Below are 13,769 nucleotides of genomic sequence, written 5' to 3'. Positions count from 1 at the left end.
CTATGAACCTGCGTCTGTTTCTTTCACTCGTGTTGCTGTCGGTTTGCTGCCGTGCCCTGGCGGACGAACCCCTCGTTCACATCAGCCATCTGAACTGGCAACAGATACGTGGTGATGCCGTAGATATTCACGCCACTGCCGATAATGTGATCTACGCATTGGGGAAAAATCAGCGTATCTATCGTTGGCGGGCAGGGCGCGGCTGGCTGGTGCTGCCCGGGTCTTTCCAGCAGTTGACGATTGATCGCGCGAACAAGCCATGGGCCATTGATACCGAGGGAACACTGCGGCGGTTCAATGGCTTATGGTGGGATGTATATCCTTCAGAACTGACGCCCTTGCTGGTGGCTGCTTCTGTGAGTGACGATGATGTTTTTGTACTTGCTGATAACGGGAAGCTACTTCGCTGGGTTGCAGAAGATAAAGAGTTTGTCGTAACAGATCTGGAGGTTTCAGACCCATTCACCGTCACCGATTTTGTTGTTGACCGGGAGGGTACGCTTTGGGTTCTGCATAGCAATCAGACCCTCAAATCCGGCACCGGAAAAGGCACCATGGTCGCACGGAATACGGCTGCAATTACAAGCACGGCCGCTGGTGAGCTGCTCGCGGTGTCGACCCACGGTCACCTGACGTTACCCGGGCGAAACGCTCAGCCTGCAGATATCCCTTACCCGGTACGCGCGTTTTCTCTAGCCGCCGACGACACGCCCTGGTTTGTCACCGGGAAAGGTGAGATCTACACCACCTCAACACTGGTCAGTACTGCACCGGACGTTAAGGCGGAAGTTCAGCCCGCGCCTGATTCACCACAGGACGCCGATGGACAGGCTGCCCGGGCCGCAGACCTGCTTGTTGCGGACAACACCGGACCTCAGTTTCCTGAACTGAAATTTATTCAGATTCGTGGGACAGCCCAGAATGAACTTGAGATCAGTCACGATGGCAGTGTTTATGCCGTATCGCCCGACCTGAATCTTCAGCGGTGGCGAAATCAGCAGAAAAACTTCACCGATTTTCCGGGCACCGCACGTCACCTGACGGTCGATAAAAGCGGTGCTCTCTGGGTTGTAAATCCGACGGGGCAGGTGTTCCGGCTCGAAGAAAAGCGCTGGCAGAAGATCGACAGCGTCATGGCGAAGAATCTGATTGCTGCTCAGACCGGTGAAGTATTTCTGTTGTCGGCGGCGGATTCGGTATATCGCTATAACAGCATTCATAAACGATTTCAGAAAGTAACTGGCTGGCAGGCGACAGATATTGTCACCGATGCCGACGGCGCAGTCTGGCTGCTCACGCCACGGGGGCAATTGCGTAAGTGCGCCGAGGATAATTGCAGTATTCAGAGTGCCCCGTTGGCAAAAGCCATTGAAACCGGCCCGGAGGGCTCGTTCTTTCTTATTACTCAGCGCGATCAGCTGTATCGTCGCAACCAGAATAACGAGTGGCAGTTTATCCGGCGCGATGTTTCGGACGTCAGTGTCGGGCCAGCGGGATATCCATGGATCATCGACATAAAAGACCGGGTCTGGTACAGCGCCTTGTTCGGGCGGGATGAAACCGAAGACCGGCAATATGCGTTACAGATTCAGGGCAGCACACTGGAAACAGATCAGATTGCTGGTATCACCGTAAACCGGCGTATGCGCTTCAGTCAGGTATCACTTCCGGCGATGAATGGCAGCGATATCTCGTTAGTTCCCTCTGCAGCCGGTGTGATATCCATGGCTGGATATGCGACCGCAGGAGCGGACGATATCACCTGGGTGAATACGTATTGTATTAACAATCAGGGCGACTCGTACTGTGGCTTTCCTGAGACCTGTAGCAGCACGTTAACGCCGGGCTGTGAGCCCTGCAATTCCGCTCAGAATCAGGGAAGTTCTGTCTGTACCGAAGTCAGTGGCTCTGGGAATTATCAGGGGCTGAGTTCAGGAGACTGGATTAATGGTTTCTGCCTCGCACAACCTCAGGACCCGGGGTGCAGCTTTATGGGGCAGCCCGGATCGGCAGATCAGGTCAATTGCAGCAACCCTATGAATCAGACCCATACCGTCTGTGTTCAGTTTGGAAACGACCTCAGTGGAAGTGAGCAACACATCGTTTCTGACGTTCAACGTTACGACACCGCTTCGAAGCGTTTCCGCGACGTCCGGATTCCCGGCGCAACGACAGCCTATACCTACGATGAAGAAGGGCGGCTTGTTGTCGTTAAAGATGATGCAAGCCTCTGGCGAGAAACATCCGCCAGCTCTGGTCGCTACCGGAAAATAACCGCTCCCGCGGACGGGACACAGGCAAAAAATATCACTTCCGGTGGCGACACCGTCTATCTGTTAAATACCGGGGGAGCCCTGGCAGTGTCGTCCTCTGGCGAAAAATTTGTCATTGAGAAAGACACGCCACTGCTTGCTGAAATTCAGGCTGATAGCTCAGGTCGTTTGTGGGCACTGAATACTAATCGGATCTTAGTCCGAGATAACGATAACTACAGTCTGGCGTCAGGCCCTGTTGCTGATGGCCTGAGCAATCTTGTAACGACGGTTGAGGGCGAGGTCTATGTGGTCATCAATAAACGTATTGCCCGGCTTAACCGCACCAGCAGAATACCGGAAACCGTTCAGGGCAGTTATCCCGACGTACAGAGTCTCGCTGCGGATCACCAGGGAAAACTTTGGCTGTTAAGTGACGATGGTCGGCTGTTTAAACAGATCTGATCGGGTCGCCAGAATAAAGAGAGGACGCAATGAAATATTCATCAAAAGGCTCGCTAGCCACTGTTATTTTTTCCTGTCTGACACTGGCAGGGTGTTATCTGGATAAAGGCGATGAGCAGAGTTTCCCGGAATATATGCTCACCGGAACTCTGATCGATAGCCCGGTATCTTCGATGCCGTATCAGATTGGCAGTGACCCGCAGAAGTACACCAATTTTCAGGGCCAGTTCTCTTACGAAGAAGGCGATCTGATCCGCTTTTATATCGGTAATTACGCCCTGCCAGCCGTGGCTGCTCAACCAGTGATCACGCCACTGAACCTGATGGGCCGCGACGATATCAACGACCGCAGGGTGATTAATCTCGCGTTTCTTTTACAGGCACTCGACAGCGACCAGAACCCCGAAAACGGCATAGAAATTACAGATACCCTGTACGGAGCCTCATTCGACTTTGATTTTGATCAGGAGTTTTTCGACTTTATCGCATCCCCAAGTGTGGACGAACTCATCTGGAGTTATCTTGGCGGCAGCGTGCCGGAATACACCAGCGTGGTTGATCACCTGAACCGTAATCTCGGACTTCGCGGGACCTGGCAAAGTGACTCTGCCACCCTCAGTTTTCTTACAGATAATGCCTTTCTGTATATCGACGACCATGGATATGAGTACGGCCAGTACAGCCATGACTCTGCCGCCGCGAGCGTGACACTATCCGTCACGCTGGATTACAACGGCGATGCCGGTGTCGGCCCGCAGAACGAAATCAGTATCGAACAGCTCAACACCACGACGCTCATGATTTCAGACAGCGTGATACCTGCTGACTATCGTCGCACCACGCAAAACCTGCAGGGCCTTCAGGACACCTGGCTATATATCGATGCGGACAACAATGACCGCTACATACTCCTCTTGCTTGAGGATGGTCGCTACCAGCTGACCCGCGCCAGCGAAGAAGATGGCGGCGGCGTTGATCAGGGCAGCTGGACCATGCAGAGCGGCAAGCTCGCACTTACCAGTACTGGTGGCGACACTGACGTGTTGGGCACATTCGCGACAGACGAAACATCGCGCAGCTATGCCGCCTTAGTGTCGGACGACGAGCTTACCCTCAGCGTTGACGTTCCCATCGTCTTTGTCCGGCAGTAGGGGATGACTTTCATCCCCATACCTTCATTGGTCATGCTTATATCTTCTTCTGTCATCCCCGCGAACGCGGGGACCCAGCGCTCCACCAATGCCGCCGTGGCTTCCGTTAAGTATCATCCCAATAGGAATATGTAGTCGTCATCCCAATAACAAAAATGTAATCGTCATCCCCGCGAACGCGGGGACCCAGCGCTCCACCAATGCCGCCGTGGCTTCCGTTAAGTATCATCCCAATAATAAAAATGTAATCGTCATCCCAATAATAAAAATGTAATCGTCATCCCCGCGAACGCGGGGAACCACTCCACTAACGCTTCTCCGACGATGTCGCCATACGACACATGCAACCTACCTGATACGTCGATATACTCAAACACTATCAGAGCGCAGGGAGCCCAAATGGACGACACCAGACACCTGTCATATCAACACCGGCTCATACTCCGGTTCATAGAGCTGCGCGCTCGGTGGGAAGGACAAATTAACGCTACCCACCTGATACACGAATTCGGCATCGGGCGAGATCTCGCCAGCAACCTGATCAGAAAATACCACCACGTCAGCCCCAGCAACCTCACCTACAACGCCAGCACCAAAGGTTATGAGCCATCGCGACAATTTACCCTCCAATATTCCAACGGTAGCCTTGAACAATACCTGATGGGGTTTCAGGGCATGGACATGCCGGAAAACTCCACATGCCTGCAGTCGTCGGACATGTTTCCCATGCGGCAGTTTGGACGACACCCTGAGCCAGAGATTGTCCGGCACGTACTCAGTGCCATTCGTCAGCAGCGCAGACTCGATATATCGTACCTGTCGGTAATTAGCACCGACTACGAAGACCGCATCATCAGCCCACACAACCTTGTTCACAACGGCATGCGCTGGCATGCCCGTGCCTGGTGCGAAAAGAATCAGGAGTATCGCGACTACGTACTCTCCCGCATTAAAGAGGTCTACAACGACGAAGGCGCAGCGGACAAAACAGCCCAGCAAGACCACAAATGGAATACCTTCGTCGACGTAACCATCGAACCTGACATACGCCTCAAGGACAACAAAAAAGCGGCGCTCGCATTCGACTTCTGCATGACCCAAGACCAACAAGGGCGCTATACCCGAAGTTACTCCGTACGGGCAGCCAACGTGATTTATGTGATGCGCCATCTGGGGTTGGATCGTTTACGCGATAAAAGCGAAGCTCAGCAAGTTATGTTAACGCCGGAGTCGGCTGAGGCAGTTGAACCTTACTGGCGTTGACCTGCTGGAAATTCCGGCATGTGGGTTTGTATAGTGATTGAACACGCCATGAATTAATCAAAAAATGACAGAAATTGAGAAAAGGAACTTACGATGACTGACTCTAAAATCATCTCTCCAATCGCGATTGACCTCGGTGGTCTTTATACCGGTCTGTATATGGCGCAATATCCGTATGGAGAGAGCCTCGCTCAGCATCATGGCAAGCTGACAACGCTGGTTATGCCAGAAGAGGGCGGCAAAATGACCTGGTCGCAAGCGGCGCGGACTGCTACCCGGCACCGCATACGTTCAAACAAACGTAGAAAGCTGGCGAAACGTTTACTGAAAGTGATCTTTACTCAAGGGCTGTCTTACAAGCTGAATGATGCAGAACTTGAGGCCTTGAATGGCTTGCTGAATCGTAGGGGGTACAACAGAGTAGAAACGGATATTGATCGCCAACCTCTTGAGACTGTTCCTCCTTCCTGGATTGCCAATGAGTTCCCAGAATTTTTCGATAGTAGCAGTCCTATATCTGAGCAATTAGAAGAACTACTGGAAGACATTCCCAAACTTCGTGATTTGGCGGCTGATGAGAAGTTTAATCTTAATAATCGCGAAGCAAAGAAGCAGTTATTTACAGACGCAGAAGACGAACAAGCAGATATTCTGAAAGCCTACGGTATTCTTCGGGAATCAGTAACAGAGTTGCTTAACAGTATCGACTTCGGGCACCAGCATCGTCGAAAATACCTTGAAGCCGTAGGTAAAGAGATTTTGAAGGATTCCCGATTAGCAGAGCTGCGGGCTAAGCTCGGGGCTTCCGCCCTCAAGAATCTTATTGGCAACATCAGCAACCTGCAGTTGCGAGCGCTAAGATGGTACTTTAACGATACCGCGATGAAGAGTGCCGATTACTATGATGGCGAACGCTTCAAGTCGGTATATGTTCGTTGGCTGCAGAACTGGCATGTGGACGAAGAAACGCGAGTTAATCGCAACAATGCATTAAAAGTGATTCATCCTTCAGAAGATATTCTCACGGCGTTGATGACGATTGATGCAGAACTGACGATTCCACCCTATGAAAATCAGAATAACCGTCGACCTCCAAAAGATCAGACCTTATGGCTTAACCCCCAGTCACTGAATGAGCAATATGGCTCACAGTGGCGTGTATGGGTTAATAATCTCCGTAAACGTAATCCGGAGCTGGCAGAGGGAATCGCGCCTGTTCTTGAGTTCACTGACCGCCGTTCACGTTTGAAAACCAATAAGCAGCGCCTGACTGATACGTCTTTATATGCAGACAGCTATTTTCTTCAGCGTCTTCTTGATCGCAGCAGGATCCATGATACCTACGCACTCCGTGCGATATCAAAGAACTTCAAGTCAGAAAAACTTGAAAAATTCCGCTGGAACCTGAAGCAGGATCTGGGAGATCAACATACAGAAAAGTTTCTGGACTTCACTCAGAAGTATTACCAGGAAGTGGAACGCGCAAAAAGTGGCATCTGGGAGCAGGAATCGGCATCACTGCTTGAAAAAGCGGATATTAACCCTCCCTCAAAGCGAAAGATTCTGAATCGATTAGTAGGGAATATTCTTGGCGTTGAAATGAGCGCTGAAGAACTGACCACCTTTCTGTCAGACGTATGGACGAAGAAAGTTCATGGCCCATCAACGGTAAAGAGTATCTGCAAAGCTGCCGAAGACCTGAGAAAACAGAATGGCAACCTCTTCAATATGTATATCCAGTCTGTACGGTATCGAGCGTCGGTCGAAGCAGGTGCAGAGAAGAAATTTAAAGGTCTGGATAAAGAAATTTGGCAGCTTCTGGTTAAAGTAGAGAAAGCAGCAGATGTGATTTCTGGTTCAATTTCTGCGACCGAAACGCAGAAACAAAGATTCAGTAATACCTTTTCACTTGCTCAGTTGTACACCCTGATAGAGACAGACCGGAACGGATTCTCAAAGGTCAGTGCTGCTGCACACATGGAGCTTGCATGGCGTATGACAATGATACCGGTGGACGATAAGGAAGCCGCACGTTGTTCGCGCTTGCCAGCAGACAGTTCTCGGCCATTCGACGGAGTGTTAAGACGCTTGCTCGAACGTCAGGCTTATGAAATAGCGACGCTGAAATCGGGGCAGATAAAAGAGTCCGGTGTCAGAGACTCTGAAATAAGCATTCCAGTGGTGGTAGAAGAAAACCGCTTTACTTTCAGTATTGGCCTTGCAGATGTAAAAAAAGATGGATCGAAGCGAAAAAAGCTGCTATCGCTGGGTGAGAAGCAACTGGAAAAATGGCAAGAAAAGAATGAACGCATCAGACAGGGCGGGAGTGGCCTGTGCCCTTATAAGGGAACAATTCTGGATAAAGATGCTGAGCTAGATCACATAATTCCACGCTCGTACAGTCGTGATGCATCAGGGACAATCTTCAATAGCGAAGCCAATCTTATTTACGCCAGCCGCCGTGGCAATCAGGAAAAGAAAGACCAACGTTACGGCATTTCTGACTTGGCACCCAATTACCTCAAGGCCGTCTATGGGACGTCAGATTCGGCAGAGATAACCCGGATTATCGAAGCGTCTGTGGCGTCTATTAAGAAGGACTTCCTCTTCTCAGAGCTAGAAGGTGATCAGCAAAGGGATGTCCGCCATGCCTTATTCCTGGAACGTGATTCAAAGGCATTTGAGAAGGTATTCAGACGCCTGGCAACTCAACAGAGCGCGCGAGTGAATGGCACACAGGCATGGCTGGCCAGAAAACTGATCAGCGTATTGAAAAGCCAGTTGAAATCCTGGCTGTCTGAAACGGGTAATACGATCGTCTTTAACCTGTGTAAAGCAGATGCTCAGCAAACATCGTTCGTTCGCACCGGGCTTGCAGTGACAAAGCCTGAGACAACCAAAGGAGAGCGCCAGGGTGTAGGATCTCACGCCATCGATGCCTATTGTGCATTCTCAGTTGCAGCCGCTGAAGGCATGCACGAAACGCTCGCTCAAGGCGCGGGACTCATGGAGGATACCGAGTGGCTTGCAACGGCGTTACCTGTTGACGTTGATGTGAATTGGGTTAAACGCCTACCTCTATATCGCAAGTCAGAACTAAGTACTCGGCCAATATTTAAAGAAGGAATTTATGCAGAGTCATTTCTGACGACCTGGATTTCAGAGAAAGGAATTGAATCCGGCTTCTCATTGGGAAGCAATTCGGTGCAATGGCAAGGTAAGGATACTCGTGGGCTACTTGAATTACTGGCACCATTCGCCACTAAAAATTTAAATGTCGATACCGCCCTGGCAAGCCCTCGCCCTGTACAGCTAGATATTAGTAAAGAAAAAGCGTTCAAGCACTTCGAAATGGTGGCCAAAGCGCCGCATTCAGAGGTCGATCTGCATCAGGCGGATATTCTTGATGCTCTCAGGTATTGCACCGCGAAAAAGGATATCAGTTCGCGTCTGATTGATGTACAGAAGAAAACACTGAAAAAACCAGAGGAAGTGCTAAAGGCTAAAGATATTTACGTGAAGGTTGATGTTGACGTTAAAGGCCTGGGTAAGTTAAAGGGCAAGGTCACTCATCCGGCGATTGAGCAATGGAAAAGACTATTCCTTATCCCGGACATAGAGACACGCATTGGGGAAAAAGCGGTAGGCATTAACTGGCAACAAATTGGTGAAAAATACTTTGGTGAAGGATCGTCCCGCCCACACAGTAAAACGCGAAGGGTATATTCGTTACCTATCGTCGATAGCCCTGACGGCGGCTATCGAATTAAAAGAATAGCGCCTGATGGTTCAACGATCTGGCAACTGACGAGTATCAAAGATACGGGATCTAGCGGGTTTACGGTAAATGACAAGGGTGTAAATTGGAAGCAACCAGTGGCTATCCCTGCGCTGCGTGATTCTTCGGTCGTTGGGGTTGGTGAACGTTACCAGCCTGTTCCTGAGCAGCAAGTATACTTCGATGATTGGAAATGCGTAGACATAACGGATGAGCGTGTGTTGTCAGTCTCAGTGGCTCCTGGTACTAAAGATCGGCGCTATGTCTCAGTCAGTCAGACTCTATCTGATTTTAAGGCATGGTTAACCGAGAGTGGTATAAAACTACATTCGCCTTTCGAAATTCCCTCAAGAGTCAAAGTGGATGCTGCTAAATTCCAGTCGGCACATGGCATTGACGTACTAGGAAAACCGAAATCGAATTTGTTTATTTCGAAGGTCGGGGATGTCGTTAACTATTGGTACATCAGAGAAAGTAGTCCTGTTGTGATTAATCAGTATTACGACAAGGCACTCCTGGCAGAGCGCGAAGCAGTTAACGAGACCGAGCCATGCGACATCTGACGATTGCTGATTATGGTCAGTTTGTCGGTGTAACTGGAGAGCGGATGGTTGTCAGGGATGATGCCAGCATAATTCTCGAAACGCCGTTATCTCGCCTGTGAAGTGTTGCTATCGCTCGTGACGGCGTCAGCTTTTCCAGTAACCTGGTGACTGCTTGCGCAGCCAGGGGAATAAGACTTTTCTTCCTTGACTGGAAAGGTCTGGCAGTGGCCGCAGTGACAGGCAGGCATCAACATGCGATTGCCAATGTCCGGCGCCGGCAGTATCAGCGCCAGGCCATGTTGTCACGTCGCCGCAACCTGTCTCGTTTTGGTATCGCGGAGGATGCCAGGGTTCTAAGCGACGTTTATGTTTGCTCTCAAAAACTTGGTTGTCACGGTATTGCTGACATGATGCCTGAAACGGCGACATCGTTATATCTGATTGAGTTTAAAATATCCGAGCCTAAACCCGTAAAAGGACATATCTTCCAAGTGGCTGCTTATGCGATCGCGGCGGAACAGCAATTCAATAAACCGATAGCGGGTGTATTTATTTTGTATGGAGATAAAGGGAAAACGTTTGAAGTACAACTGTCAGCGTCGCTTCGCCGGCAAGTTGAATCCACGGTAACAAGGGTTAGCTCATTACTGAATGGTGCCTCAATGCCAGACTTTCCGGCGTCAGCAGAACAGTGTGGTCAGTGTGAATATCTGAACTTTTGCGCAGGGGGACGATTAGAGTGGCTCAGAAAAAGAAAAACCCCGGATGCCGAAGCAGGTGCCGGAGTCAGTCATGATTTTAGATGATTTCAGCTCGCCCGTGGGCGACTTCAATCAGGCCTATTGGGATAGGTCAGACCAGTATCCCCGATTTTTCGCAAAAAGCAACCCTTTTGAGGCAAATGCACCCTTTGCGAACAATCCGGCATTGCTCCCCAATGCAAAATTCTTAAAATTCAAAGAGTTAGGCGAGGGGTTGCAAAGCCTATCCCAATAAACCTGCAACTGAAACGACGTCCAGACGATGATCGAGAAAATTCTCGACCGTTGCAAAGCCTATCCCAATAAACCTGCAACTGAAACGTGCCATCCAATTCTGATTCAGCGGCCTGCACGGGTTGCAAAGCCTATCCCAATAAACCTGCAACTGAAACTTACTGATGTTATTTTCTTCCGTAAGCACAGTGCCGGTTGCAAAGCCTATCCCAATAAACCTGCACCTGAAACCCTGCTGACTCTGCGTTGCCGCCTGCTGCTGCATGGGTTGCAAAGCCTATCCCAATAAACCTGCAACTGAAACTGCGTCGAAGCGGCGTTACGCGCTCCTTTTGCGTCTGTTGCAAAGCCTATCCCAATAAACTTGCAACTGAAACACAAGGGAATGTCTGACTATGCCGGCTTTCTGGTGTTGCAAAGCCTATCCCAATAAACCTGCAACTGAAACTGGATGCGGGATTATATGGGGCTGCCTGATCGTAGTTGCAAAGCCTATCCCAATAAACCTGCAACTGAAACGGTTTGATAGACCACTTCTGAGGTTATTCTTATGGGGTTGCAAAGCCTATCCCAATAAACCTGCAACTGAAACCCTCCCTGTGGCATGCATGACCATGATCACGCGCGGTTGCAAAGCCTATCCCAATAAACCTGCAACTGAAACAACATTTCTGCTGAGCCTTTCATTCACCCGCCCTAGTTGCAAAGCCTATCCCAATAAACCTGCAACTGAAACCTGTCTCGTTGGTATGTGTTTATATTACGACCTGGTTGCAAAGCCTATCCCAATAAACCCGCAACTGAAACCTATGTGCGCCCGGTAATCACTGTGGGCACGGCTGTTGCAAAGCCTATCCCAATAAACCTGCAACTGAAACATTAAAAGCCACCATCGCCGCCGCCAAACTCAAGTTGCAAAGCCTATCCCAATAAACCTGCAACTGAAACACGATCAACGTCTGGAGTTTCTTCCGCGCGTGGTTGGGTTGCAAAGCCTATCCCAATAAACCTGCAACTGAAACTTACAGCCTCGACGAGCTGCTGATCCTGACCGAGTTGCAAAGCCTATCCCAATAAACCTGCAACTGAAACGGTAGCGCATAAGCGCATCGTGCACCTCGACGTTGTTGCAAAGCCTATCCCAATAAACCTGCAACTGAAACGTACCGTCGTGACGGTCGATGCGGTCAATACCGATGTTGCAAAGCCTATCCCAATAAACCTGCAACTGAAATACCGAAGCCACCCTGATTTATTTATAATAAACCGGTTGTGTAGTCTATCGAAAAAAACCGCTACTGAAAACGAATTCCTGAGGAATACGTTGATATGTTGTGTAGCATATATCAATTGTATTAATTTCTGTAGGTCGTTTCGAAGTGACTGTTTTATCTTACTATCTTTCAATGGTGAGGCAATAATATATGGCCGTGTCGCTATGATAAGGGTTCTTATATCGACGTGATTGTAATACTATTCTATATGTTTGAGTGTATATGGTTTCTTCGTTTTCAAGGGATAGAGACAATGAGTGCTATAAAGGAAGTATTGCGAGATACGATGGACGACGCTAAATCGAAGAGTCATGAGGACAATAGTTATAGGGTCTTCAAGAAGGTGGAGTCAAAGTTCGCAAGGATGAACAGTTCCCGTCTTGCCTCGAAACTTGAAGAGTACCGGAGGGGTGGGTTTCAGATGACCACTGCGGAGCTATTCAGGGAGCGACATTCGTCGGAGAGGCTAGGGAAGTTTCTGAGGGTAACTGGTTTTTCCCGGCCCGGTCCCAGGTGGGAGGCTCACCACATCGTATCGGCAACGCATCGAGAGGCTGTGGCAGTGCGATTGTTGATTTCGGAAGATGACTTTTCGATCAGAATTGATGATCCTGATAACGGTACCTGGATGCCTAAAACCAAGTTGGATGCGCGGCCAACTATTTACCCTGATGCAATTGGTCACAACAGAATACATAGGCAGCGATATTACCGCTGGCTTGAACATGCTATAGGTGCATTGATGGATGATGCTCAAGTCAGGGCTTTTCTGAATACTGTCCGTACTCAACTATTGCACGGCAATATTAAAGATGAGATTAAGCTTCAGCAAGAGATTGATGAGGCTGAATACTATGATTGGTTGAAAAAGAATATTTAATAATGATCTATAAACTAGAAGCTGACTTTGAGAATTTCTATTCTTTTGATTTTGATATAGATGATTTGCTTGGAAAGATGCCAGGGTATAGTCAGAGGTTTCGCGCTAAGCCACGATTGTCAGAGTGGGTTGAACCTGTGGGGCAGTTTTATAGGGGGGAAGGGTTTACCGGTGACTTAGAAAAAATCCCGGATATTTCAATTTGGGCTCTGGGGAATCTTGTGATCAATGAACTGGCTTATGAGTTGCTTTTCGAAAATATACGTGATGCTGGTGAGTTTTTACCTGTGATGGTTGGTGGTGATAAATATTACATGTTTAATACTTTGCAGGTACTAAACAGTGATTCGGTAGATAGCAGCAGCGCAGTGAGCGTTATAGATTCTGGTGTTCACCTGGGCGTGTCCGGAGTGAAGGTCTGTAAAGACCTTTTAAGTGACGTTGACATTTTTAAAATGAAGGAAGAGAAATTAATTCATAGTTTTGCTACTGATGGATTCAAGCGTTTGTGCGAGGATGGAGGGCTGACGGGTCTTAATTTTTTAAATGTAAACGGAGTTTTTAATGAAAGTGTCTGATGTATCGGTAGCAATGATTGAGCAGGTTTTACGAGATGGTGTGTTCTCTGAATATCGTTCACTGGCCAGTACCGAGGATGAAGAGGTCAGGGTGTATTCGTCGGAGTATTCGCCTGTAGAAAAATCAAGAACTCCTCTTATATACAGGGTTGGTGCGAAATCTGTAGTGAATGGCGAGGTGCTTAAGAAAGTCTCGCCCGAATCTATCGTTGCGGCACTTGGGATCTTCCGAGCGGAGCTTGAAGATGCAACCGAGTGTCTCTTTCAGGTGAACAACTACTCGACAGAGAGTGACGCTGATACTGGTTTGTTCCGACTATGGTTCGAGATTCATCTGTGTAATCTGAGCGTAGAAGTACAGAACCGGAGCTGGTGATTGTTGATATACAGGACGCTGGATTACCGCGTTCGCGGCAATGACAAGGTGTGCGCTGGATTACCGCGTTCGCGGCAATGACAAGGTGTGTGCTGGATTACCGCGTTCGCGGCATTGACAAGGTGTGCGCTGGATTACCGCGTTCGCGGCAATGGCGAGGTGTGCGCCGGATTACCGCGTTCGCGGTAATGACAAGGTGGGCGTTTGATTAC

The 13,769-nt window shown here is 49.2% G+C and carries 8 protein-coding genes and 1 CRISPR repeat array; all 8 genes read left to right on the top strand.

The window, feature by feature from the left end:
- Positions 1 to 2: 2 nt before the first annotated feature.
- Positions 3 to 2,717: a tectonin domain-containing protein gene (locus Q1L85_RS15445; protein ID WP_300427219.1), complete on the top strand. Its 2,715-nt coding sequence runs from the start codon at positions 3 to 5 to the stop codon at positions 2,715 to 2,717.
- Between the two features lie 29 nt (positions 2,718 to 2,746).
- A complete protein-coding gene (locus Q1L85_RS15440) occupies positions 2,747 to 3,868 on the top strand; it encodes a hypothetical protein (protein ID WP_300433561.1) in 1,122 nt (373 codons plus the stop codon).
- Positions 3,869 to 4,267: 399 nt separating this feature from the next.
- Positions 4,268 to 5,131, top strand: coding sequence for a WYL domain-containing protein (locus Q1L85_RS15435; RefSeq protein ID WP_300426375.1), 864 nt, complete (start codon positions 4,268 to 4,270; stop codon positions 5,129 to 5,131).
- A gap of 93 nt (positions 5,132 to 5,224) precedes the next feature.
- Complete coding sequence (cas9, locus tag Q1L85_RS15430; RefSeq protein ID WP_300426376.1) at positions 5,225 to 9,472, top strand: type II-B CRISPR-associated RNA-guided endonuclease Cas9/Csx12; 4,248 nt, start codon at positions 5,225 to 5,227, stop codon at positions 9,470 to 9,472.
- 110 nt (positions 9,473 to 9,582) lie between these two features.
- Positions 9,583 to 10,260 carry a CRISPR-associated protein Cas4 gene (gene cas4 / locus Q1L85_RS15425; RefSeq protein WP_300426398.1) on the top strand — a complete coding sequence of 226 codons (678 nt, stop codon included), beginning with the start codon at positions 9,583 to 9,585 and terminating at the stop codon, positions 10,258 to 10,260.
- Positions 10,261 to 10,428: 168 nt separating this feature from the next.
- A CRISPR array of direct repeats spans positions 10,429 to 11,755; the repeat unit is 37 nt; unit sequence GTTGCAAAGCCTATCCCAATAAACCTGCAACTGAAAC.
- Positions 11,756 to 11,976: 221 nt separating this feature from the next.
- Entirely contained in the window at positions 11,977 to 12,603 is a 627-nt protein-coding gene (locus Q1L85_RS15420; protein ID WP_300433560.1) for an AHH domain-containing protein, read from the top strand.
- A 2-nt stretch (positions 12,604 to 12,605) separates the two neighbouring features.
- Positions 12,606 to 13,181 (top strand): imm11 family protein, encoded by a 576-nt coding sequence (locus Q1L85_RS15415; protein ID WP_300426377.1) that lies wholly within the window; start codon positions 12,606 to 12,608, stop codon positions 13,179 to 13,181.
- Positions 13,168 to 13,557 carry a hypothetical protein gene (locus tag Q1L85_RS15410; RefSeq protein WP_300426378.1) on the top strand — a complete coding sequence of 130 codons (390 nt, stop codon included), beginning with the start codon at positions 13,168 to 13,170 and terminating at the stop codon, positions 13,555 to 13,557. The genes Q1L85_RS15415 and Q1L85_RS15410 overlap by 14 nt, the downstream gene beginning before the upstream one ends.
- Positions 13,558 to 13,769: the final 212 nt, after the last annotated feature.

The organism is uncultured Thalassolituus sp. (assembly GCF_950066645.1).
GTDB lineage: Bacteria > Pseudomonadota > Gammaproteobacteria > Pseudomonadales > Oceanobacteraceae > Thalassolituus.
Note: the sequence above shows the minus strand (reverse complement) of the source record. Positions and strands in the feature narration are given on the sequence as shown.

Bases quoted from the DNA above. Each gene is read 5' to 3' on its own strand.
- Q1L85_RS15445 (WP_300427219.1), top strand. From the start codon at position 3: ATGAACCTGCGTCTGTTTCTTTCACTCGTGTTGCTGTCGGTTTGCTGC.
- Q1L85_RS15440 (WP_300433561.1), top strand. From the start codon at position 2,747: ATGAAATATTCATCAAAAGGCTCGCTAGCCACTGTTATTTTTTCCTGT.
- Q1L85_RS15435 (WP_300426375.1), top strand. From the start codon at position 4,268: ATGGACGACACCAGACACCTGTCATATCAACACCGGCTCATACTCCGG.
- cas9 (WP_300426376.1), top strand. From the start codon at position 5,225: ATGACTGACTCTAAAATCATCTCTCCAATCGCGATTGACCTCGGTGGT.
- Q1L85_RS15420 (WP_300433560.1), top strand. From the start codon at position 11,977: ATGAGTGCTATAAAGGAAGTATTGCGAGATACGATGGACGACGCTAAA.
- Q1L85_RS15415 (WP_300426377.1), top strand. From the start codon at position 12,606: ATGATCTATAAACTAGAAGCTGACTTTGAGAATTTCTATTCTTTTGAT.
- Q1L85_RS15410 (WP_300426378.1), top strand. From the start codon at position 13,168: ATGAAAGTGTCTGATGTATCGGTAGCAATGATTGAGCAGGTTTTACGA.